At 60.7% G+C, this 22929-nt stretch carries 24 protein-coding genes; 9 read left to right on the plus strand and 15 right to left on the minus strand.

Going from position 1 to position 22929, the window contains the following annotated elements; all coding sequences use genetic code 11:
- Nucleotides 1-7: 7 nt before the first annotated feature.
- On the minus strand, nt 8-601 hold the full coding sequence (locus LOY70_RS00535) for a hypothetical protein (RefSeq protein ID WP_265032456.1): 594 nt from the start codon (nt 599-601) through the stop codon (nt 8-10).
- On the minus strand, nt 567-1304 hold the full coding sequence (locus tag LOY70_RS00540) for an SURF1 family protein (protein WP_265032458.1): 738 nt from the start codon (nt 1302-1304) through the stop codon (nt 567-569). Before LOY70_RS00540 ends, LOY70_RS00535 begins: the two co-directional genes overlap by 35 nt.
- Nucleotides 1305-1374: 70 nt before the next feature.
- Here LOY70_RS00540 and LOY70_RS00545 point away from each other — a divergent pair, with 70 nt between their 5' ends.
- Complete coding sequence (locus LOY70_RS00545) at nt 1375-1578, plus strand: twin transmembrane helix small protein (RefSeq protein ID WP_265032459.1); 204 nt, start codon at nt 1375-1377, stop codon at nt 1576-1578.
- A 4-nt stretch (nt 1579-1582) separates the two neighbouring features.
- Here LOY70_RS00545 and LOY70_RS00550 read toward each other — a convergent pair whose 3' ends face one another.
- The 4 genes from LOY70_RS00550 to coxB form a co-directional block, all read right to left on the minus strand.
- Nucleotides 1583-2470, minus strand: a complete 888-nt coding sequence (locus LOY70_RS00550; protein ID WP_265032461.1) for a cytochrome c oxidase subunit 3 — start codon at nt 2468-2470, stop codon at nt 1583-1585.
- 24 nt (nt 2471-2494) lie between these two features.
- The gene (locus LOY70_RS00555; protein WP_123413963.1) at nt 2495-3046 is read right to left on the minus strand and encodes a cytochrome c oxidase assembly protein; all 552 of its coding nucleotides are present in this window, start codon (nt 3044-3046) and stop codon (nt 2495-2497) included.
- Between the two features lie 131 nt (nt 3047-3177).
- A complete protein-coding gene (ctaD, locus tag LOY70_RS00560; RefSeq protein ID WP_072411169.1) occupies nt 3178-4770 on the minus strand; it encodes a cytochrome c oxidase subunit I in 1593 nt (530 codons plus the stop codon).
- A gap of 82 nt (nt 4771-4852) precedes the next feature.
- Nucleotides 4853-5980 (minus strand): cytochrome c oxidase subunit II, encoded by a 1128-nt coding sequence (coxB, locus tag LOY70_RS00565; RefSeq protein WP_265032464.1) that lies wholly within the window; start codon nt 5978-5980, stop codon nt 4853-4855.
- Between the two features lie 373 nt (nt 5981-6353).
- On the opposite strand from coxB, the gene LOY70_RS00570 reads away from it, so the two are divergent.
- On the plus strand, nt 6354-7004 hold the full coding sequence (locus LOY70_RS00570; protein ID WP_123413961.1) for a hypothetical protein: 651 nt from the start codon (nt 6354-6356) through the stop codon (nt 7002-7004).
- A 204-nt stretch (nt 7005-7208) separates the two neighbouring features.
- Here LOY70_RS00570 and LOY70_RS00575 read toward each other — a convergent pair whose 3' ends face one another.
- From LOY70_RS00575 to LOY70_RS00585, 3 genes are all read right to left on the minus strand, one after another.
- Nucleotides 7209-8738: a SulP family inorganic anion transporter gene (locus LOY70_RS00575; protein WP_207283831.1), complete on the minus strand. Its 1530-nt coding sequence runs from the start codon at nt 8736-8738 to the stop codon at nt 7209-7211.
- 88 nt (nt 8739-8826) lie between these two features.
- A complete protein-coding gene (locus LOY70_RS00580; RefSeq protein ID WP_003177115.1) occupies nt 8827-9558 on the minus strand; it encodes a carbonic anhydrase in 732 nt (243 codons plus the stop codon).
- 205 nt (nt 9559-9763) lie between these two features.
- Nucleotides 9764-10822: a PA0069 family radical SAM protein gene (locus LOY70_RS00585; RefSeq protein ID WP_265032466.1), complete on the minus strand. Its 1059-nt coding sequence runs from the start codon at nt 10820-10822 to the stop codon at nt 9764-9766.
- A gap of 182 nt (nt 10823-11004) precedes the next feature.
- Here LOY70_RS00585 and LOY70_RS00590 point away from each other — a divergent pair, with 182 nt between their 5' ends.
- Nucleotides 11005-11685, plus strand: a complete 681-nt coding sequence (locus LOY70_RS00590) for a tyrosine-protein phosphatase (protein ID WP_265032468.1) — start codon at nt 11005-11007, stop codon at nt 11683-11685.
- Here the strand turns inward: LOY70_RS00590 and LOY70_RS00595 are convergent.
- The 3 genes from LOY70_RS00595 to prlC all read right to left on the minus strand — a co-directional run bounded on the left by LOY70_RS00595 (nt 11654) and on the right by prlC (nt 16120).
- Nucleotides 11654-13678, minus strand: coding sequence for a M3 family metallopeptidase (locus LOY70_RS00595; protein WP_265032469.1), 2025 nt, complete (start codon nt 13676-13678; stop codon nt 11654-11656). The two genes, LOY70_RS00590 and LOY70_RS00595, sit on opposite strands and share 32 nt — an antisense overlap.
- Nucleotides 13679-13793: 115 nt before the next feature.
- On the minus strand, nt 13794-14072 hold the full coding sequence (locus LOY70_RS00600; protein ID WP_047230061.1) for a YheV family putative zinc ribbon protein: 279 nt from the start codon (nt 14070-14072) through the stop codon (nt 13794-13796).
- A complete protein-coding gene (gene prlC, locus LOY70_RS00605) occupies nt 14069-16120 on the minus strand; it encodes an oligopeptidase A (protein WP_265032471.1) in 2052 nt (683 codons plus the stop codon). Before prlC ends, LOY70_RS00600 begins: the two co-directional genes overlap by 4 nt.
- A gap of 99 nt (nt 16121-16219) precedes the next feature.
- Here prlC and LOY70_RS00610 point away from each other — a divergent pair, with 99 nt between their 5' ends.
- The 3 genes from LOY70_RS00610 (at nt 16220) to LOY70_RS00620 (ending at nt 18658) form a co-directional block, all read left to right on the plus strand.
- The gene (locus tag LOY70_RS00610; RefSeq protein WP_265032473.1) at nt 16220-16765 is read left to right on the plus strand and encodes a gamma carbonic anhydrase family protein; all 546 of its coding nucleotides are present in this window, start codon (nt 16220-16222) and stop codon (nt 16763-16765) included.
- A 271-nt stretch (nt 16766-17036) separates the two neighbouring features.
- Nucleotides 17037-17876: a DUF3800 domain-containing protein gene (locus LOY70_RS00615; protein WP_265032475.1), complete on the plus strand. Its 840-nt coding sequence runs from the start codon at nt 17037-17039 to the stop codon at nt 17874-17876.
- A gap of 131 nt (nt 17877-18007) precedes the next feature.
- The gene (locus LOY70_RS00620; RefSeq protein ID WP_265032477.1) at nt 18008-18658 is read left to right on the plus strand and encodes an HAD family hydrolase; all 651 of its coding nucleotides are present in this window, start codon (nt 18008-18010) and stop codon (nt 18656-18658) included.
- A gap of 133 nt (nt 18659-18791) precedes the next feature.
- Here the strand turns inward: LOY70_RS00620 and LOY70_RS00625 are convergent, their stop codons facing one another.
- On the minus strand, nt 18792-19883 hold the full coding sequence (locus tag LOY70_RS00625) for an aminopeptidase (protein WP_265032478.1): 1092 nt from the start codon (nt 19881-19883) through the stop codon (nt 18792-18794).
- Nucleotides 19884-19942: 59 nt separating this feature from the next.
- Here LOY70_RS00625 and LOY70_RS00630 point away from each other — a divergent pair, with 59 nt between their 5' ends.
- Both LOY70_RS00630 and LOY70_RS00635 read left to right on the plus strand, forming a co-directional pair.
- Nucleotides 19943-20356, plus strand: a complete 414-nt coding sequence (locus LOY70_RS00630; protein ID WP_265032479.1) for a hypothetical protein — start codon at nt 19943-19945, stop codon at nt 20354-20356.
- Between the two features lie 39 nt (nt 20357-20395).
- Complete coding sequence (locus tag LOY70_RS00635) at nt 20396-20821, plus strand: hypothetical protein (protein ID WP_265032480.1); 426 nt, start codon at nt 20396-20398, stop codon at nt 20819-20821.
- A 6-nt stretch (nt 20822-20827) separates the two neighbouring features.
- Here LOY70_RS00635 and LOY70_RS00640 read toward each other — a convergent pair whose 3' ends face one another.
- Nucleotides 20828-21061: a DUF1161 domain-containing protein gene (locus LOY70_RS00640; RefSeq protein WP_265032481.1), complete on the minus strand. Its 234-nt coding sequence runs from the start codon at nt 21059-21061 to the stop codon at nt 20828-20830.
- 152 nt (nt 21062-21213) lie between these two features.
- A complete protein-coding gene (locus tag LOY70_RS00645; RefSeq protein ID WP_265032482.1) occupies nt 21214-21645 on the minus strand; it encodes an OsmC family protein in 432 nt (143 codons plus the stop codon).
- A gap of 237 nt (nt 21646-21882) precedes the next feature.
- Here LOY70_RS00645 and LOY70_RS00650 point away from each other — a divergent pair, with 237 nt between their 5' ends.
- Entirely contained in the window at nt 21883-22884 is a 1002-nt protein-coding gene (locus tag LOY70_RS00650) for an LLM class flavin-dependent oxidoreductase (RefSeq protein WP_265032483.1), read from the plus strand.
- The last annotated feature ends 45 nt before the right edge of the window (nt 22885-22929 follow it).

A 22929-nucleotide genomic window follows, 5' to 3' on the forward strand; every position in this document is an offset into this window, starting at 1 on the left:
GATGCCCTCATCCGATGTTCGACAGTTTCAGCAAGTGGCGCAGGTCGTTGAGCAGATCCTTGCCCTTGACCCGGGCGTCGTAGCGCAGCACCAGGTTGCTGTGGGGATCGATGATCCACAGCTGGGCGCCGCCAGCGCCTTCGGCGCCTTTCTGATAGGCCGGCAAGTCCAGCGGATAGCGTTGCAGCTGCGGGTATTCGCGTTGCAGTTGCGCGTCATAGTCGGCGTCCAGCGGTTGCGCGACGGCCAGGGCGTGGCTGGCGCGGGACGCTTCGCGACCCAGGCCGATCTGCACCTGCCGGGCGAGGTACACCAGTTGGCGACAATCCACCGCACAGCCCTGCGGTGCCGTGACCAGGATCTGCCAGCGCTGCTCATCGGCCTGCACGCCAATCTCGGCGCGGGTCTGGCCGGTGCCGATCAGCTCACCGTGGTAGTTGCGGCTGTCGGGCACCCAGAACTGGAATTTGTACATGACGGTGGCCAGGAGCATCGGGCCGACCACCCCGAGCACAATCAGCAGCAATTGCAGACGCCCCTTGCGCCGGTTGGGCGTTGTGGGCGCTTCAGACGTGTTGGTTGGATTCATGGCGGTTCCCATGGTGTCTCCCTGCGTTGTGCCATCCGAGATAAAGAAAAAGGCCGAACAGCGCCGCCGCCATGGCGAACCACTGCACGGCATAACCGAGGTGTTTTTCCGGCCCCATGGCCACGACGGGCCAATCGGTCCGGTAGGCGCCGGGGCCGTTTTGTTGGCGTAATTCATAGGTGAAACCGCTGCGGCCCAGTTCGGCCCAGAGTTTGTCGGGCTCGATGGCGGTGACCGTTCGCGGCCACGCTGCCCCGGCCGGATCGGCGTGCAGTTGGAACGTCGCGCCAGGGGCCACATAGACCCAGGCTTGCAGGCTCACCGGTGCTTCCGGCGTGTCGAAGACCGGCGGGGTGCGTCGGTCCGGCCAGGGCAACCAGCCGCGATTGACCAGCAACCACAGCCCGGTAGCGTGATCAAGGAAGGGTTGCAGCAGTTCGACACCGACCTTGCCGTCGTGCTGACGGTTGTCCAGGAGGAGGCTGTGTTCGGCGTCGAACTGGCCGTGCAGGCTGACGGGGCGAAACGCCGGATCGGTCGTGTGTTGCAGTTCAGTGCTGTCCAGCGGCGGTGCCACGCGGCGCTCGGCGTAACTCTCCATGAGCACGCGTTTCTGTTCGCCCCGGCTCAATTGCCAGAACCCCAGGCACACCATCACCGGCACCAGGATGGCGACCACCAGCGACGGCACGATGCCCGGCCGAAAGTGTTTCATGGCGCCGTCCGAAAGCCATCGAACGGGATAGCTATACTCACGTGCATTGCGTCCCCCCGGAGTGTCCCTAATGCTAAAAGCAGCCATCGTCCTGATGCTCATTGCCACGATTGCCAGCCTGTTCAGCGGTCTGTTTTTTCTGGTCAAGGACGACAGCAGTTCCAATCGCCTGGTCATCGCCTTGGCGATTCGGGTCGGTCTGGCCGCCGCCACCGTCGGCTTGATTGCCTGGGGTTTTTTCAGCGGCCAGTTGGTGTCCCACGTGCCTTGGTAAATCCTCAGAGCACGTAGACGAAGATGAACAAGCCGATCCACACCACATCGACGAAGTGCCAATACCAGCTCGCCGCCTCGAAGCCGAACTGATGCTCGTTGTCGAAGTGCCCGCGCATGATCCGCATCAGCATGACGAACAGGATGATCGTGCCGATGGTGACGTGGGCGCCGTGAAAGCCCGTGAGCATGAAGAAGGTCGCGCCGTAGACGCCGGAACCCAGGGTCAGCCCCAGCTCTTTATAAGCGTGGATGTACTCCTCGGCCTGGAAGCCCAGGAAGGCGCAACCCAGCAGGACGGTGATGGCCAGCCAGATCTTCAGCGCGCCGCGATGGCCTTTTTTCAGGGCATGGTGGGCGATGGTGACGGTGACGCTGGAGCTGACCAGCAGGATGGTGTTGAGCAGCGGCAAGCCCCAGGGGCTGATGACGTCCTTGGGCGCCGGGAAGAGTTTCGGGTCGGGGTTGTTCAGCAACGGCCAGGCGAACTCGAAGGTCGGCCAGAGCATATGGGAAATGCCCTTGGCGCCTTCACCGGCCAAACCTGGTGCGGAGATCGTGCGCACGTAAAACAGCGCGCCGAAGAACGCGATGAAGAACATCACTTCGGAAAAGATGAACCAGCTCATGCCCCAGCGGAACGAGCGATCGAGCTGCGCGCTGTAGAGCCCGGCGCGGCTTTCCTTGATCACCGCGCCGAACCAGCCGAACAGCATGTAGGCCACCAGCAGGCCGCCGACGAAAAAGATCAGCGGGCCGTGGGAGTCCGGTCGGTCGGCCTTCAGGTCGTTGAACCAGGTCGCCAGGCCGTACACCGTGACGAACATCCCGACCGTGGCGATGATCGGCCATTTGCTCTGGGCCGGAACGTAATAGTGTTCGTGAGTTGCCATTTATTGTTCTCCTTATCGGGCACGCTATCGGTCAGTGTTTAGAGCCACCGGTGGATGACGAGCGGTGATATCGAACAGCGTGTAGGACAGCGTCAGGTGCTTCACTTCCTTGGGCATGTCCCGGTCGACGATGAAGCGCATGGGCATTTCGATGCGTTCGCCGGGTTGCAGCACTTGCTGGGTAAAACAAAAACATTCGGTCTTGTGGAAATACGCCGCCGCGTTGCTCGGCGCGATGCTCGGAACCGCCTGGGCACTCATCGGCCGGTTGGTGGGGTTGTGGACGACGAAGACCATCTCGTTCACCGCCCCCGGCCGGACCACCAGTTCATCGCCCTTGGGATAGAAGTCCCAAGGCATGTCCACCGAGTTGGTCGACAGGAACTGCACGCGAACCTGGCGCGACTCGTCGACGGTCTGCTCGCCTTCGTACTGCCCGGCGGTCTTGCCGTTGATGCCGAACGCCTTGCACATCACGTCGTAGATCGGCACCAGGGCAAACCCGAAGATGAACATGGCCACCACCACCAGCAGCAGGCGGGTGACCAGTTTCTTCAGCGAAATCGAATCAGCCATGAATGCGGCTCCTTGCACTGAACCCTGTGGGAGCGGGCTTGCTCGCGAAGAACGATGACGCGGTGTTTCTGTTAGACCGCGTCGTCTGATTCGCGAGCAAGCCCGCTCCCACACAGGTCCTCTGTGTCATCTCATTTCACTTCCGGCGGCGTAGTAAACGTGTGATACGGCGCCGGCGACGGCACGCTCCACTCCAGCCCTTCCGCCCCATCCCACGGCTTGGCCGGTGCCGGCTCGCCGCCACGGATGGTCTTGATCACGATGAACAGGAAGAAGATCTGCGTGGTGCCGAACATGAAGGCGCCGATGGACGAGACCATGTTGAAGTCGGCGAACTGCAGGTTGTAGTCGGGAATCCGCCGTGGCATGCCCGCCAGGCCGACGAAGTGCATCGGGAAGAACGCCATGTTCATCCCGATGAACGACAGCCAGAAGTGCAGCTTGCCGAGGGTTTCGTCGTACATGTGGCCGGTCCATTTCGGCAGCCAGTAGTAAGCCGAGGCGAAGATCCCGAAGATTGCGCCGGGCACCAGCACATAGTGGAAGTGCGCCACCACGAAGTAGGTGTCCTGGTACTGGAAGTCCGCCGGGGCGATGGCCAGCATCAGCCCGGAGAAACCGCCGATGGAAAACAGGATCACGAACGCCACGGCAAACAGCATCGGCGTCTCGAAGGTCAGCGAGCCTTGCCACATGGTGCTGGCCCAGTTGAACACCTTCACCCCGGTGGGCACGGCGATCAGCAGGGTGGCGTACATGAAGAACAGCTCGCCCACCAGCGGAATGCCGACCACGAACATGTGGTGCGCCCAGACGATGAACGACAGGAACGCGATGGCGGCCGTGGCGTAGACCATCGAGGTGTAGCCGAACAACGGCTTGCGCGAGAAGGCCGGGATGATCGAGCTGACGGCGCCGAAGGCCGGCAGGATCATGATGTACACCTCGGGGTGGCCGAAGAACCAGAACACGTGCTGGAACAGCACCGGGTCGCCACCGCCGGCGGCACTGAAGAAGCTGGTGCCGAAGTGGATGTCCATCAGCATCATCGTCACGCAGCCGGCCAGCACCGGCATCACTGCGATCAGCAGGAACGCGGTGATCAGCCAGGTCCAGACGAACAGCGGCATTTTCATCAGGGTCATGCCGGGGGCGCGCAGGTTGAGGATGGTGGCGACCACGTTGATCGCGCCCATGATCGAACTGATGCCCATCAGGTGGATGGCAAAGATGAAGAACGTCACGCTTTCCGGCGCATAGGTGGTGGACAGTGGTGCGTAGAAGGTCCAGCCGAAGTTCGGCCCGCCCCCCGGTGTGAACAGCGTCGACACCAGCATCAGGAACGCCGCCGGCAACAGCCAGAAGCTGAAGTTGTTCATCCGTGGCAGGGCCATGTCCGGCGCGCCGATCATCAGCGGGATCATCCAGTTGGCGAGGCCGACGAACGCAGGCATCACTGCGCCGAAGACCATCACCAGGCCGTGCATGGTGGTCATCTGGTTGAAGAATTCCGGCTGCACGATCTGCAAGCCAGGCTGGAACAGCTCGGCGCGGATCACCATGGCGAACGAGCCGCCCAGCAGGAACATCGAGAACGCGAACCACAGGTACAGCGTGCCGATATCCTTGTGGTTGGTGGTCAGTACCCAGCGCATCAGGCCCTTGGCGGGGCCGTGGGCGTGGTCGGCACCGGCATGACCGTGGTCATCGATCACAGCACTCATGTCCTGTCTCCTTCGAACGAGTGGGCTGGACGGCGCGGGGCGATGAGCCCCGACCGGTTACGGGAACACACGTCAGGCCGGCTCATTGGCTTTGCGCCTGTTTGAGTTCCAGCACTTCTTTCGGCGTCACCATGTCGCCCTTGTTGTTGCCCCAGGCGTTACGTTCATAGGTCACGACCGCGGCGATATCGACTTCCGACAGCTGCTTGCCGAACGCCGCCATGGACGTGCCGGGTTTGCCGTGGAAGACGATGTTCAGGTGATCCTTGATCGGCCCGGTGGCGATCTTCGAGCCCTTGAGCGCTGGGAACATCGGCGGCAGGCCCTGGCCTTCGGCCTGGTGACAGGCCACGCAGGTGGTGTGGTAGACCTTGTCGCCGCGCTCAACGAGTTCTTCGCGTGTCCACTCCTTGCTGGTCAATTCTTTAAGCTGCGCGGCTTCGGCCTTGCGTTCGCCCAGCCATTTTTCATAGTCGGGCTTGCTCTTGACCTCCACCACGATTGGCATGAAACCGTGGTCCTTGCCGCACAGCTCGGCGCATTGGCCGCGGTACAGGCCGGGCTTGTCGACACGAGTCCAGGCTTCGTTGACGAACCCGGGGATCGCATCGCGCTTGACCGCGAAGGCCGGCACCCACCAGGAGTGGATCACATCGGCGGAGGTCACCAGAAAGCGCACCTTGGCATCGACCGGCAGCACCAGCGGCTTGTCGACCTCCAGCAGGTAATGCTCGCCCTTGGCGCTCTGGTTATGGATCTGTTCGGCGGGTGTGGCCAGGTTGCTGAAGAACTCGACGTCCTGGCCCAGGTACTTGTAGTGCCACTTCCATTGATAGCCAGTGATCTGGATATCGATGTCCGACTCGCTGGAGTCGTACATCTTGATCAGGGTGGCGGTGGCGGGAATCGCCATCAGCACCAGGATCACGAAGGGCACGATGGTCCAGAGAATTTCGACCCGGGTATTTTCGTGAAAGTGAGCGGCATTTTGGCCGGTTGAGCGGCGGTGCATGATCATCGACCAGAACATGGCGCCGAAGACGATGATGCCGATGACTACACAGATCCAGAAGATGGTCATGTGCAGGTCGAACACTGCGTTGCTGATCTGTGTCGCTCCAGGCGCCATATTCACAGTCCAGGCCGCTTGCGCCTGACTGAAAATCGACCACAACAGGAGGCCCATCCATACGTGTGGATGTCGCGTCATTGCGGGTTCCCCTTATCGTTCTTGTTATCCCGTAGGCGTAAAGCCTGCGGCAAGGGATCGGCTACTTCAGACTACCAACTTGAACCGCCGCGCCTTGCTGCACATGCAATCGGGTGTCATCAGCTAACTCCATTCCAAACCGAGTATAGACAGCGACTGCAACCTCGCAACGCGATGGCGTAAATCGTTTGAAACAGACAGGGCTTGCGCTAGAGCCCGCGAATGGAGAAGGATGCGAACCTGAGTGATGGCAAATCGATATAACTGCGACGTAGCAAGGAAGCGACGGTTATGAAAAATAGGTCTTAGGAGTGTTTTTGCGCCAGCTAAGTTATGTCTTCCCTATTTCATTGCCTTGTTTCCTGGAGTTGTCATGAACACCGCCGCATTGCGCGAGCAGATCCAAAAAGCCCAACAACACGAGGCCGAGACCGGCCTGTTGGCGCGTCAGTTGACGGCCCAGCTGCCGAACCTGCACCGAGCCATTCAATTGCCGGACGCGAACGCCAACGACGTCCTGGCGCGTTTTGTCGCCGCCTACATTGATGAAGTACCTGACCTGCTGGATGCAGCCAATGACGTCGCCAGGGAGGCGGGTATCGAGTCGCAGATCAAACCGGTTTTGAAGATTGCCGAACAGTACTTCCTCCAGCCGCCGACCATCATGGCCGGGCATGTCGGGCTCGACAGCCTCCTGGACGAAGCCTACCTGGCACATCGGTTCGTCGAAGAGGTCAACGACCTGTACATCAAGCATTTCGGCCAGCCATTGATCCCCTTGGACATGACGGTCGCCAATCTGATCGCTCACCAGTTGATCGGTGAGGCATTTGCCAACCAACTCGATGAAGTGGTCCATCACACGTTCGATGAGATGCTCAACGACGAGACGTTTGCATTGGAGTCGGTAGAAACCTACCGCGAGAAGCTCAGCAGCCCGGAAACCGGCGCGGCCTGGAAGCGCTGGCCGTGCATGTCCCGCCGCCTGGGCGTGGGACTGGAGCTGGATCAGCCGGCGGCTTGATCCGGCTGAAACACATAACCCCTGTGAAACCCTGTGGGAGCGGGCTTGCTCGCGAAAGCGATGTATCAGCTAACGAAAGAGTTGCCTGACACTACGCCTTCGCGAGCAAGCCCGCTCCCACATTGAATCCGGGTGGTTCATAAAATAGAGGTCCAGCAACAATCCCCTGTGGGAGCAAGCTTGCTCCCACAGGGTTTCTTGGTGTCAGGCAGAAGCCGCGCCAACCCCCACGGTCGTGCGCAACCGTCCCTCCAACCTACGCTTGAGCCCACGGGATTCGATCAGCAGCTTCGAACCCTTGCTGGCATTCGCACGGCCCCATTCTTCCAGCAACTCCAGGCACGAGTGGTCGATGTAGCTCAGGTTATTGAGCGGCACATGCACGGTCGCGCCGGTCGGTATGGTGCCCAGTACCTGGGTCAATGCCGGCACCTTGAGGAACGTTGCCGCCCCCACCAGGCGCAATTCCATCTCACCCTCCTGGGGCAGATCGATCAGGCTGATTTTCAGCCGCGAGGCTTTCCAGGCCAGTTTCGCCAGGGTCAGGCCGAAACCGATCAGCACACCGGTCAGCAGGTCGGTGAAGATGATCGCCAGGGCCGTTGCGGCATAGGTGAACATCGGCATCCGGCCATAACGGCCCAGGCTGCGAAACGCCTTGAGGTCCACCAGTTTGAAACCGGTGTACACCAGCACACCCGCCAGGCTCGCCACCGGAATGCTTTGCAGCACGCTGGACAGCAACAACACGAAGAGCAACAACCACAGGCCGTGGAAAATCGTCGACATCCGCGTGGTGGCCCCGGCCTGGACGTTGGCCGAGCTGCGCACGATCACCCCGGTCATCGGCAAGGCGCCGAGCAGGCCGCAGAGCATGTTGCCGATACCTTGGGCCGACAGCTCGCGGTCGAAGTCCGCACGCTCACCGCTGTGCATGCGATCGACAGCGGCTGCTGACAGCAGGGTTTCGGCGCTGGCGATGAAAGCCACCGCGAACGCGGCGATCAGCAGTGTGGGGTCGGCCAGGTTCAGCAGGTCCGCCGGGCGCAGCCAATCAATGGCTTCGGCCATGTTCTCCGGCACTTCCACCCGCTTGACCTGCAAGGCCAGCAGCAGGCTGGCGACAGTCGCCAGGCCGACACCCAGCAAAGCACCGGGAACGAAGCGCAGACTGTGGGGGCGAAACTTTTCCCACAACCACATCACCGCAATCGTCGACAGACCGAGCAGGCCGGCCTGCCAGCCGAAGGATGGCAAGGCCTGGGCCACTGCCGCCGGGAACGCCGCCAAGTTATCCAGCCCGGAGGGCTTGGGCGCGGCGTCGAGCATCACATGGACCTGGGACAGTATGATCAGCACGCCGATACCCGCGAGCATGCCGTAGACCACGGCCGGCGCGGTGACCCGGAACCAGCAGCCCAGGCGAAAACGCCCGGCCAACAATTGCAGCAGACCGGCCAGCAACAGGATCGGCCCGAGCATCGCCACGCCATGCTGGCGCACCAGCTCGAACACCAACACCGCCAAGCCGGCGGCCGGGCCACTGACTTGCAGCTTCGAGCCGGCCAGGAAACCCACCACCAACCCACCGATGATGCCGGTGATCAAACCTTTGGCCGGTGGCAGGCCAGAGGCGATGGCGATGCCCATGCACAAAGGCAGGGCCACCAGAAACACAACCACCGAAGCCAACAGCTCCCGTGGCAGAACAGCTTTTAATTGAGCAGCACGCATGGCAACTCTCCCGAAGTTTTCTTCAGGCATGGCGAAGCCCTACCGCGCAAATGGCGGCAAGGCTTGAACCACACAAGTTTAAGAGTGGTTAGAAGCGCGCTTTGGGCGTCGCCACCGGTATCGGATGGCTGCCATCGAGCGGCAGGAAACGTCCCTGGTCCGCGTCAAAGGCTTTGATCTCGCTGGTCTCGATGTTGTACACCCAGCCATGGATGAACAACTGACCGCTGGCCATGCGCGACGCTACCGAGGGGTGCGTTCGCAAATGCTGCAGCTGCGCGATCACATTCTCTTCGGTGAGGATGGGCATGGTCTGTTTTTCGTCGCCGCACGGGCAGTTGTCATGGACCATGGTCTTGGCCACTTCGGCGTGGCGCAGCCAGGCTTTGACCGTGGGCATTTTTTCCAACGTGTCGGGGTTGAGCACCGCACGCATGGCGCCGCAATCGGAATGGCCGCAGACAATGATGTGTTGCACACCGAGGGCCAGCACGGCGTATTCGATGGCGGTGGAGACGCCGCCGTTCATCTGCCCGTAAGGCGGAACGACGTTGCCGACGTTGCGGGTCACGAACAGGTCGCCGGGGGAGCTATGGGTGATCAACTCGGGCACGATGCGCGAATCGGCGCAGGTGATGAACATCGCCCGGGGCGTTTGGGCGGTGGCGAGTTTCTTGAAGAGTTCTTCCTGCTGCGGAAAGATCTCGTGATGGAAATGCAAAAAGCCGTCAACAATATGCTGCAGCGCTGCATCGGCGGTTTCCGCCTCGGGTTGGGCTGAAGCCGACGCAGCCAACGGCTGTTTATCCTTGTCACTCATGATTCATCCTCTTTTGACGGTATGACGCCAGTGGCTGGTTAAAAAACGTCCAGGTCGTAATCCCCGACCTGTCAGTCACTCGATGAACAAGGTAGCGGCCGAAACTTAACTCAAACTGAAATCGAAGGCTCTAGGACAACGATTTCAGGGGTGGCGAAACGCTGGCGCAGTTCATGTCCAGTAGCCGTTCCAGGGTCAACTTTAATCAAATCAACGACATCTGTCGGCCCGGCGGACAGAAGGCATCGCAATCGAGGTTGTAGCCTTCGCGACGATCAAGCCCCAGGCGCTTTATCGCCTTGGTGAATCGCTGGGCCAGCAGGTCGGCGAAGGGCCCCTCACCGCGCATGCGTTTGCCGAACTGGCTGTCGTAGAGCTCGCCGCCGCGACTCTGGCGAACCAGGCTCAGCACATGGGCGGCGCGCTGCGGATAGTGCGCCTGCAACCATTCCTCGAACAGCGGCGCCACTTCCAGCGGCAGGCGCAACATGATGTAGGCGGCGCTCTGCGCGCCAGCGGCATGGGCTTCGGCCAGCAGGCTCTCGATCTCGCTGTCGTTGATCATCGGAATCATCGGCGAACACAGCACCCCCACCGGAATACCAGCCTCGCGCATCACCTTTATCGCCCGCAACCGCGCCTTGGGCGCCGCCGCGCGCGGTTCCAGGATGCGCTTGAGTTCATCGTCCAGGGTGGTGAGGCTGATCATCACCGCCACCAGTCGCTGCTTGGCCAGTTCGCTCAACAAATCCAGGTCCCGCAGGATCAACGAACCCTTGGTCACGATGGTCACTGGATGACGGTAGCGCAGCAGCACCTCGAGGATTCGGCGGGTGATCCGCTGTTCGCGCTCGATGGGTTGATAAGGGTCGGTATTGGAACCCAGGTTGATCGGCGCGCATTGATAGCCGCGCTTGGACAGCTGTTCTTCCAGCACATCGGCGGCGTTGGTCTTGGCGATCAGCTTGGTTTCGAAATCCAGCCCCGGCGACATGTCCCAGTAGGCATGACTGGGCCGCGCATAGCAGTAGATGCAGCCGTGTTCACAGCCCCGGTAAGGGTTGATCGAGCGGTCGAAAGGAATATCCGGCGAGGTGTTGCGGGTGATGATGGTCTTGGCTATTTCGAAGCGCACTTCGGTGCCTTGGGTCGGCGGGACTTCCTGATACCAGCCGTCATCTTCGGCCACCGAGCGACTCGGGGCGAAGCGGTTGTGCGGGTTGGTCGCGGTGCCGCGGCCGCGCGGTGGTAGGGGGGCTGGCATGGGAGTACTCCGAAAGCTGTATGTGCATACAGTATTCGCTGTGTTCGATTAAGGCCAGTGCCATTCAGCAGCTCAAATACCGGATTGGCGTTCACACGGCTTTGACGTTCTCCTCACAGGCTTTTAACCGCAGCGAGACGAGACTGAACCTCTCGTATTTCTTCATTTTCGGTTGTCCATGCATGCTCAAGTTCTGCTCCCGCTCACTGCTCTGCCTGGCCTTGCTCATCGGGCTGGCCGAATCCCCGGCCCAGGCGGCCGATGCTGCTGAAACGAGGCCTGCGGAATGGGCCCAACCCGTGGAAAAGGATTACAACCTTTACCAGATGTCTCCCACGCTGTACCGCAGCTCCTTGCCGGACGGTGGAGCTTTGCCCTTGCTGAGCAAACTCAGGATCGGCACGGTCATCACCTTCCTGCCGGAGTCGGACAAGCGCTGGCTGTCCACCCCGGGCATCGAGCAAGTGCAGTTGCCCTATCGCACCAATCACGTCGATGACAGCGACATCCTCAGGGCCTTGCGCGCCGTCCAGGCGGCCGAAGCCAAGGGGCCGGTGCTGATGCACTGCAAGCACGGCTCGGATCGCACCGGGCTGGTGGCCGCCATGTACCGGGTGGTGGTCCAGGGCTGGAGCAAAGAAGACGCCCTGAACGAAATGACGGAAGGCGGCTTCGGTGACAGCCACCACTTCAAGGATGGCGTTCGCTACATGATGCAGGCCGATGTGGAAAAACTCCGCACGGCGTTGGTGAACGGCGACTGCAGCACCAGTGTGTTTGCCCTTTGCTCCCTGGAAAGCTGGGTCAATTCAACGACGACGGCGCAGCACCTCAATCCTCAGGTTGGGCAGCCGGAGCACTGACCGGCGGTGTGCCGATAAAGGCGGCGATGGACTCGGACAACGGTCGCGAATCCCCCGGGGCGAATATCGTTTCGCGCAGCGCCCGACCTGTTGCCGGGTTGAACAGCCCGTCGCGCTTGAACTGCTCGAACACGGTGAGGGCCCATTCCTTCGACCAGGCATAGGCGTAAATCCTCGCCGCGTAGCCGGTCACCATATAGTCCAGGCCATTGGGCCAGCGTTCGTTCGCGTACACGGGCAGATGCTTTGTATGCGCATTGACCTGGTCGAACACCTGCTGGACGGTACGCCCGTCGCCGTGGGTCTGGTGCAACTCCATGTCGAATAGCGCGTTGCGCAAAAGGATTGCGGTTTCCCAACTGGCCTGGGTGTTGGCGAAGGTCAGCAACTGATCGGCCACCTTGTCAGGCATCGCCGCACCGGTTTGGTAGTGCTTTGACACGCGGACCAGGCATGGCTTGGAGAAGCACCATTGTTCGAACAACATGCCGGCAAACTCGGAGGTGTCGCGGGAGAGATCGCTGATGCCGGACACCTCGCGGTACTCGGCGCGGGTCAACAGGTGGTGCAGGCAATGGCCGAACTCATGGAACAGAATGCGCAGCTGCAAGTGGTCGAGCACGGCCGGCTGGGCGCCCGAGCCGCGTGGCAGCCAGCCATGCAGGATCGCGATAGGATGCCGGGGGCGACCCTCGGCGGTGATGGAGCGGTTTCGCAGGGTGGTGGTATTGGGGTAGCCGTTGCGGTTCGCATCGTCGAACGGATCGAAATACAGGTAGCCAATGAGCTGCCCCCACTCATGGACTTCGAAGAGACGCACCTCGGGATGCCAGGTGGCAATGTCCTGGCGCTCGATGAAATCCACCCCGAACAGCTCTTTGGCGATCAAGAGCAATTGTGAAAACGTGGATTCCAAGGGAAACCAGGCGCTGAGCGCCGGTCGGGAGGCTCCCGCCGCCTGCTGGCGAAGCTTTTCCGTCAGGTACGGATAATCCCAAGGTTGGAGCTCGCTGTACCCATGCTGGCTGGCAAAGGCCTTGAGCTGTTCTGCGTCTTTGGCAAAAGTGCTTTGGTGCAGGGTGAGCTGTCTGCGCAAGAACACCGTGACCTGTTCGGCCGACTCGGCTTGTTCTGGCTCGACAGCCATCTGAGCGAAATTTGCGTAGCCGAGTAAGGTTGCGTACTGGTGCCGATCATCCAGCAATTGCTGGAGAACCTCGCCGTTGTCGAACTGGCCGGCCTGGGGGCCCTGGTCCGATGCGCGGGTGCTGTAGGCCACGTACAGTGCTTGGCGCAATAGGCGATTGTCGGCGTAGCTGGTGACGATGCCAAACGACTCGTCGTTAAGGGGCAGTCGCCATCCCGTGTGTCCGGCCTCGCGTGCCTGGCGGGCCATCTGCTGTTTGAACGCCGACGGCAGGCCACTCAACTCACTCTCATCATTGAAGGTTTTGCTCCAGGCGTTGTTGGCCTTGTGCAGGTTCTCCAGAAACAGCTGTTGAGCCCCTTTGATACGGCGTTTCAAGGCGTCCAGATCGGCCCGCGAGGCGTGTGCCAGATCGTTCTGGCGAAATTGTCGGAGGATTTTTTCCAGGACACGCTTGCGCGCCGGTTCAAAATACTGGGCGATCTGGCTGTCCGCCAAGCGCTGATAAAGCTGGAACAGTTGCGGATGCTGCCTTAGCGAACGCTGGAAATCATGCAGCCGCTCCGTGCAGTCCAGTGAAGCCTGCGCCCACGCGTCCCCGGTCCTGGTCGAGGCCAGAAGATCCAGCAGGGCGTCGAAACCTTCCAGCCGTGTGTGGATTTCATCCATGGCCAGCACCAAATCGTCCCACGTGGGAAACGGCGCCTGGGTCTTGATGATATGGGCGACCTGGGCACGGCTCTCGGCCAGGATCCGGTCGAGGGCCGGTGAGAAATGCCTGGCTTTGATCCGGGCGAAAGGGGGCAGGTCATAGGCCTGCAACAGTGGGTTGTCAGCGTGGGGCATGGAAGCCTTCCTGTCAGTGGACTTGATGAACAAGTCTGGGCAGGAAGGCCGTAAGCCCGGCGGTATATATGTATCGCTTCCGAGCCGGACGGCCCGGAAGGTGATGCCGCAGATGTCAGTCGGTCTTTTTCTTCAACTTGGGGTTGGGGAAAAACTGCACCGCCTGGACCTTGGCGTCCGGCACCTTGAGCGCCGAGGTGTTGACGCGGGTGCCCAATTCCTTGGGCACCGACAGGCCTTGCTCGTTGAGGGTGTCGGAATAACCGCAGGCCACGCATTCGCGGTGTGGCACGCCGTCTTCGTTCCACATCATCAACTTGTCCGGTTCACTGCACGCCGGGCAGACCGCCCCGGCGATGAAGCGTCGTTTGGTAATCACAGGCCCCTCACTCATGCTGCCGCGTCCTCGGTCAGGCCGCTATGGCGCAAGAGTGCGTCAATCGACGGCTCACGGCCACGGAAGTCGACGAACAGCACCATCGGTTCCTGGGAGCCGCCACGGGCCAGGATCGCCTCGCGGAAGGCACGACCGGTATCGGCGTTTAGCACGCCATCTTCCTCAAACTTGGAGAACGCGTCGGCCGACAGCACTTCCGCCCACTTGTAGCTGTAATAGCCCGCCGCATACCCGCCAGCGAAGATGTGGGCGAAGCTGTTAGGAAAACGGTTGTAGGCCGGCGGACGCATGACCGACACCTCGTCGCGCACGCCTTCGAGCACTTGCAGCACGCTGCGGCCTTCGCCGTGGGTGGCGTGCAGTTCGAAGTCGAACAGCGAGAACTCCAATTGGCGAACCATCATCAGGCCGGACTGGAAGTTTTTCGCCGCGAGCATTTTTTCCAGCAGGTCCTGGGGCAACGGTTCGCCGGTTTCGTAGTGGCCGGAAATCAGCGCCAGGCCTTCGGGCTCCCAGCACCAGTTCTCCATGAACTGGCTCGGCAGCTCCACGGCATCCCAGGCCACACCGTTGATGCCGGACACGCCAGCATGTTCGACGCGGGTCAGCAGGTGGTGCAGACCATGGCCGAACTCGTGGAACAGCGTGGTGACTTCGTCGTGGGTCAGCAGCGCCGGCTTGCCGCTGTCGGCCGGGGTGAAGTTGCACACCAGGTTCGCGACGGGGCTTTGCAGCACGCCCTCGAAGGTGCGCCGACGGTCACGGGCGCCGTCCATCCAGGCACCGCCACGCTTGTTGGCGCGGGCATAGAGGTCGAAGAAGAAGCGGCCGACGTGTTGGCCGTTCTCCTTGATTTCGAACAGGCGCACGTCTGGATGCCAGGTGTCGAAGCCTTTCAGTTCGGCGATCTCGATGCCATAGAGACGCTGGACGATGGCGAACAGGCCGCCCAGTACTTTGTCGATCGGGAAGTACGCGCGCAGGGCTTCCTGGGCCACGCTGTAACGCTGCTGGCGCAGTTTTTCACCGTAGAAACCGCTGTCCCAGCTTTGCAGATCGGGGCAGCCCTGTTCGGCGGCGAAGGCCTTCAGCTGTTCCAGGTCCAGGGCCGCGAACGGCTTGCTGCGCTTGGCCAGGTCACGCAGGAAACTGAGGACCTGATCGCTGGACTCGGCCATCTTGGTCGCCAGGCTCAACTCGGCGAAATTGGCGAAACCCAGCAATTGAGCCAATTCCTGGCGCAGGTCGAGGATCTGTTCCATGACCGGGGTGTTATCGTTCTGGCCAGCATTCGGGCCTTGGTCCGAGGCGCGGGTGCAGTACGCGGCGTAGACTTCTTCGCGCAGGGCGCGGTCTTCGGCGTAGGTCATCACCGCGTAGTAGCTGGGGAATTCCAGGTTGATCAGCCAGCCGTCCAGCTCCTTGGCTTGGGCGGCCGCGGCCATTTGCGCCTTGGCCGAGTCGGTCAGGCCGGCGAGGATGGCTTCGTCAGTGACGTGCTTGGTCCAGGCCTGGGTCGCGTCGAGCAATTGATTGGAGAAGCGGCTGCCCAGCTCGGACAGCTTGCTTTGCACTTCGGCGTAGCGCTTCTGCTGCTCGGGCGGCAGGTCGATGCCCGACAGGCGGAAATCACGCAGGGAATGTTCCAGGATGGTCTTTTGCGCCACGTCGAAACCGGCGGCTTCAGGGCTGTTCGCCAGGGCTTCGAAGGCCTGGAACAACTCGCGGTTCTGCCCCAGTTCGGTGGAGTAGGCACTCAACGCCGGCAGGCAGGCCTCGTAGGCCTCGCGCAGTTCCGGGCTGTTGCGCACGGCGTTCAGGTGACTCACCGGGCTCCAGGCGGCGCCCAGGCGATCATTGAGTTCGTCCATCGCCAACACCAGGCCGGCCCAGGTAGGCTGGCTGCCCTGGGTCTTGAGAATTTCAGCGATGGCGGCACGGTTGTCAGCCAGGATCTGCTCGATGGCCGGTTGCACGTGCTCGGCACGGATCGCCGAGAACGGCGGCAGGTCATAGGGTTGCAAAAGAGGGTTGTTCACGCTCACGGTTGACACCTTGGCTGGAAGAAACATGGGCCCATCTTAATTACAATCGACGCTCACCGCAGCTAGCAGCACCTATCAGTAACAAAGAGAGAGCCTATCGTGACCCTTCGCACGTACCAGAATCACAGCCCGCGGCTCGCCCGGGGCGCTTTTGTCGACAGCACCGCGGTGGTGATCGGCGACGTCGAAATCGGCGAAGACAGCTCCGTCTGGCCGCTGACGGTCATTCGCGGCGACATGCACCGCATCCGCATCGGCGCCCGTACCAGCGTCCAGGACGGCTGCGTGCTGCACATCACCCACGCCGGCCCCTTCAACCCCGATGGCTTCCCGCTGTTGATCGGCGACGACGTGACCATCGCCCACAAGGTCATGCTCCATGGCTGCACCGTAGGCAGTCGGATCCTGATCGGTATGGGCAGCATTGTCATGGACGGTGCGATAGTTGAAGACGAGGTGATCATCGGCGCCGGCAGCCTCGTACCGCCGGGCAAACGATTGGAAAGTGGGTTTTTGTACGTGGGCAGCCCGGTGAAACAGGTCCGGCCACTGACGGACAAGGAACGCGCGTTTTTCACCTACAGCGCGGCGAACTACGTGAAACTCAAGGACTTGCATCTGGCCGAAGGCTACGACCAGGCCTGAGTGGTTTGATCCCTCGTGGCGAGGGCGCTTGCTCCCGCTTGCGTGCGAAGCACCCACAACATCGTGATACAGCCCAGGAAATGCCATGCATGACTCACTGAAAGCCCCGGAAAATCACGGGCATTCATCAAGCGTGATTGACATAGTGATTGTTCCGCAATAATAATTATCCCAACGCATGAGGGGTGACTCTCGTGCCTACCTTCCGAGGCCCGCTTGAGAGAAATCTCTGCGGGCTTTCGTGTTTCTATGGCAAGGAATCCGGTCGCTAATGACGCATTACGTCGCGTACCTGGACGAATTCGGGCACGTTGGCCAGTACGTCTCACGCAACCATCCACGGTACAAAACGCATCCCGCTTTCGGGTTTGCTGGCCTGATCCTTCCGGCTACCGAAATCCGCGAGTTCGCAATCTATTTCTACAAGCTCAAATGCCAACTCCTAGCATTCGACCTTGCTAACAATAATCCCAAGAATCTTCCGGCATATCAGTGGGAAAAAAAGGGCTCTCAGCTCTATGCCCTCCGGAACGTGACCCAGTACGAGCAGCTCCGCCGCTCCACGTTCCGCCTCCTGAGTCACATTGAGAAAATCGGTGGCCACGTGTTCTACACGGGGGAGCACAAGACCACTGACCCTGATGCCCATGACTCCACCGAGACGTTCAAACGGCAGCTCCTGCAGTCGGTGCGCAAGATAGACCGATTCTGCGTGCAGAGTGGCTCCACTTTCATGTTGATGCTCGATGAACAACGCTGCGGTAACGAATGGCGGGAAACTAACGTGGAGGTCTGTACGCTGGCCATGTTTGAGGATGACTCGGAGAAATGCAGGACACTCATTGAGCCGCCAATCCAGGCCGAAAGCCACCTGTTCCAAACCATCCAATGCGCCGACTGGATCTGCGGCCTCATCGGGCGTCTTACAGCGTTGTTGGTTGCACCTGATGAATATCCAGAGTTGGAGCCATTCGACAGGTATTTTTCAGATCGTATCGCCAGCGTCACCATGCCAGGCAGCGGCCTGGAACATCAGAAGACCGCGGAGATACCCGCCGAGCAGGCCGGAGAGGCTATGTCCGATGCAACGGGTGTCCTTGTAGGCGATTAGAAAAGAGAAGCTACGACCAGGCCTGAGTTGTTTGATCCCTCGTGGCGAGGGAGCTTGCTCTCTCCCGCTTGACCGGGCTGGCGCTCCAGTGCGAAGCGCTCACAACATCTTGATACTAAACAGGAATTGCCATGCATTACCAAACCGTACTCTTCGACCTCGACGGCACCCTCACCGACCCGCGCGAGGGCATCACCCGTTCGATCCAGTTCGCCCTGGGCAAATTGGGCATCGATGAGCCCGACCTGACCCGCCTCGAACACTTCATCGGCCCACCGCTGTTGCAGGCCTTCATGCAGTTCTATGCCTTCGACGAAGCCAAGGCCTGGGAAGCGGTGAACTTCTACCGCGAACGCTTCAAGGTCACCGGGCTGTACGAAAACCGAGTCTTCGACGGCGTGATGCCGTTGCTGGAAACCCTCGGCGGCCAAGGCCGGCAGCTGTACATCGCCACCTCCAAACCCTGGGTCTTCGCCCGGGAAATCGCCCGTCACTTCGACTTTGCCCGGCATTTCAAGGTGATCTATGGGAGTGAGCTGGACGGCACGCGCACTAACAAGGTCGAGTTGATTGCACATCTGATGGCTGAAGAAGGGCTCGACCCGGCCAATACCTTGATGATCGGAGACCGCAAGCACGATTTGATTGGCGCTCGTAGCAATGGCTTGGATGCGGCGGCGGTGGGGTATGGGTTTGGGAGTCATGAGGAGTTGAGTGCGGAGGAGCCTGCGTATCATTTTGAGACGTTGGATGAGTTGCACCGGGCGTTTTTGCGCGGCTGATCGGGCCCAAGACCGGCCTGCTGTTCGGGGCGAGGGAGCAAGCTCCTTCGCCACAGGGGATGGTGGCGTACGCGAAAGCGGTGACCATCAAAAATCCCAATGTGGGAGCGAGCTTGCTCGCGATGAGGCCCGTTCAGGCACCGGAAGCCTTCGATTCCGCCAAGGCCTTCAAGGCTGCCTTGCGTTCATCGAGCGGCAGTTTACCGAGCTTTTCCACCGCTGTATAAAACGCCACCCAATCCCCGTTCACCTGCTGGAACAACGCCGCAAACGCCGGCACCCACTGGCTATACAGCCCGAACGGCAACAGTCGTGCATTGTTCAGCGGCGCATAGACCCAGGCGTCGAAGTATTTGTCGCCCGCCCATTGGGTGTCGCGCAGTTGTTCATAGTCGGCGCGCAGGCGCTGGAATTCTTCGGTTTTGCGTTGGCGCATTTGTTCGGTTGGCAGGGGGTGGCTGTAGAGCTGTTCCAGCCGCTGGCGCGTGTCGAGGACCAGTTGGATGAATTGCTCGCGCTGGCGCATCCGTTTGCCGGTATCCGGCGCCAGCCCGCGACTGGCGCGCCATTGGCGGGTGCCTTCCTGTTCGACGAAGGTGGCGAAGGACTCGTTGAATTCCGTGTCGTCCTTTACGTAGAACCGCTGGTGCGCCAGTTCGTGAAAGATCAGCGTCGCCAGGCGCTCATCGCCCCAATGCATCATCGAACTCAGGATCGGGTCGTTGAACCAGCCCAGTGTCGAATAGGCCTCTACGCCGCCAATCGCCACGTCCATGCCCTTCAAACGCTGTAGCGCGGCTTCGCCACGGGCGGCGCCCTGGCTGTAGTAGCCGCGATACGCCACGCAGCCGGCAATCGGGAAGCAGTGGTTGTGCGGTGCCAGGGAAAACTCCGGCGTGGCGAAGACATTCCAGACCACGAACGGCCGGCCAATGTCCGCGTACAGGCGATAGCTTTTGTTATCTGGCAGGTGCAAGTGCGAGCTGGCGAACGCTCGTGCTTCCCGTGCCTGGGCCAGATGTGCCCGCAGTTGCGGATCGCGCGCCGGGTCGGCAATGACCTGGTCGATAGGCTCGCGAGCCTGCAACAGCCGCAGCTGTCCGCCGACGAGCTGGCTGTAGTAACCGAGGCTGGAACAACCGTTGAGTAACAAAAGCAGGAGGCCTGGAAACAAAATCCGGAAAACACGGTCGAGTAACCGATGGCTTGAACGCAGCCTGATCAATTGGAATCACCCTGGGAAAGTCTGACCCCAAGACTATCTCGCCTGCCTGGAGCTTCGCTATGCGCGTGTTGATGCTGACGAGTGGCCTGTTGTTGCTGACCGGGTGCGCCGGTCTGCCTGACCCTAATCCATCCCAAGCGTGGATCGACCTGGGGAACCATGAGGACACCGCGTTGCAAGCAGTGAAGGTCGATGACAAGGCATCCATCGACCGCCGTTATTTTGAAGTGCAACCGGGTAGCCATGAGCTGACGGTGCGTTATCAGTTTGCCGTCGAGCCCGGCAACATTGGCCCGGATGCCGAGCCACTGTGGCGCGATTGCCGGTTGAATGTGAAGTTCAAGGACTTCAACGCCGGCCAGCGTTACCAGTTGCAGGCGGGCAACATCGGGTTCCGGCCGTGGGCCAAGCTCTACGATCAACAGCGCAAAGTGGTAGGGCAAGGCACACCGGCAGGCTGCCAACAAAGCTGATCGGCGCTATCCTCAGAATCTGATCCCAGGAAACTCACCATGCGCCTCTACCTGCTGTTATTGGCTTTAATCTCCCTGAGCGGTTGTGCAACGAGTCCGCTACCCAAGGTCGATCCGAACATGGCGTGGGTCGATTTCGCGACGCCCATGCCGGGTGGCAAGATGCTGATGGCTGAAAGCCTGGATGGCCAACGGCTGCGGGACGGGCGGTTCTTCCAGGTCTCGCCGGGCAGCCATGAACTGAAAGTGCGCTTCGACTTCGAAGTTTTTACCGGAGGGGGATTGGGCATGCAAACCAACCCGCAGGAGCGACTGTGCTACATGCTCGTGCGTTACGATCATTTCGAGGCCGGCCAGCGCTATCGGTTGGAAGCCCGCAACTTGGCGTTCACCCCAAGCGCCCGGCTCTATAACGCCAAGCGCGAAATCGTGGCCGAAGATCGGCAAATCAACTGCGTTCCGTAGCGCTGCCTAGCGGTCGTTCTTCTGGTAGATGATTTTTTTCGTGCCGTTGTCGCACGTACCCACCACCATGTTCTGGTCGTGGACTTCTTCGTTGACGACAATTTCCAGCGTGTAGGATGTCACGCCTTGAGCCTGGATCTTGGCTTCGATCTCAGCCTTGAGCTCTTCACAGGGCTTGGGCGCGGCGAGGGCCGACGAGGCCAATGCGCAACCGATGACCACCAGGGCAAATCGTTTCATGCTCGAACTCCTCATTGCAGCGCGCACTGCCTGGGCGCTGAAACTGCAGGCGTGCATTCGACCACAATTGCGTCGAGGTAAACAGATCGCCCGCCAGTAGAAAGATCGCAGCCTTCGACAGTGTCTACAAAGGCTGCGACCCTTTCACTGCCTCAGCTCACCAGCGTCGCATCCAACGTGATCTTGGCATTCAGGACCTTGGACACCGGGCAACCCTCCTTGGCCTTGGTGCTCAGCTCTTCGAATTGCTGCTGGCTGGCGCCGGGGATCTTCGCCTTGAGAATCAGCTTCACGGCGGTAATCGCAAAACCGCCCTCCACCTGATCCAGGGTCACTTCGGCGTTGGTGTCGATGCTGTCGGCCTTGAGCCCGGCATCGCCGAGGATCATCGAAAATGCCATGGAAAAGCAGCCCGCATGGGCGGCGCCGATCAGTTCTTCGGGGTTGGTGCCCTTGCCGCCTTCGAAGCGTGCCTTGAAACCGTAGGGTGCTTCACGCAACACGCCGGTTTCCGTGGAGATGGAGCCGATGCCGGTTTTCAGGTCACCTTCCCAATGAGCCGATGCTTTCTTGATGATAGCCATGTCTGCCTCCTCAATGTCCGGCGCGGGAGTCGCGCCAGGGTGTTTTTCGTTGTCAGGGTTGTGAGGATAGACCGCCCGATAAAGTTCATCCTGTCGATTGTCCGACGAATTTAGTAGGAAATTTCGTCGCAGCTATTGAAACTCGGGTATATGCCCACATTGCATGGAACACACTTATAGAAACGGCAGGCTTTTGCCCGTAGGAAAAGCCCGGAACGCCGTTGGAGATCCCGGCCCATGAAACAGCTGTCCGAAGTGAAGTTCTCAACCCTCGACCTGGTGCCAGTCCGCGCCGACGGCAACGCCGCCCAGTCCTTGCGCAATTCGCTGGACCTGGCGCAACACGTGGAACAGTACGGCTACACCCGCTTCTGGGTGGCCGAGCACCACAACATGGATGGCATCGCCAGCTCCGCGACCGCCGTGCTGCTGGGCTACCTGGCGGGGGGCACTTCGACGATTCGCGTCGGCTCCGGCGGGGTGATGCTGCCCAACCATGCGCCGTTGATCATCGCCGAACAGTTCGGCACCTTGGAAAGCCTTTACCCCGGTCGAATCGATCTGGGCCTGGGGCGCGCACCCGGTTCCGACCAGATGACCGCTCGGGCGCTGCGCCGTGAACGCTCCGGCAGTGCGGACGATTTCCCTGAAGACGTGGCCGAGCTGATGCGCTATCTCGGCCCGCGCACCCCGGATCAACGGATCATTGCCATGCCCGGCACCGGGACCAACGTGCCGGTCTGGTTGCTGGGTTCGAGCCTGTTCAGTGCGCAACTGGCCGGCGAACGCGGTTTGCCCTACGCCTTCGCCTCGCATTTCGCCCCGCGCTATATGCATGAGGCGATCCGGATTTACCGCAATCACTTCAAGCCGTCAGCGGTGCTCGACAAGCCTTATGTGATGCTCGGTGTGCCGCTGGTGGCGGCGGATACGGATGAACAGGCCGACTACCTGGCGACCTCGGTGTATCAGCGGATCCTGGCGCTGATGCGCGGCCAGAGCCTGGTACAGCGCCCACCGGTGGAGACCATGAACGGTCTCTGGTTGCCCCATGAGAAAGAAGCGGTGGGCGACTTCCTGGGCCTGGCCATGGTCGGCGGCCCGCAGAAAATCAGGGCCAAGCTTGAAGTGCTGATCGAGCAAACCCAAGCCGATGAACTGATCTTCACCAGCGATCTGTATGAGCACGCTGATCGCTTGCACTCCTATGAGTTGCTGGCGCAGGTCATGAAAGGCTGAATCACGCGCATAAAAAAGCCGACGCATTGCGTCGGCTTTGATGCC

The organism is Pseudomonas sp. B21-054 (assembly GCF_026016345.1).
Taxonomy (GTDB): Bacteria; Pseudomonadota; Gammaproteobacteria; order Pseudomonadales; family Pseudomonadaceae; genus Aquipseudomonas.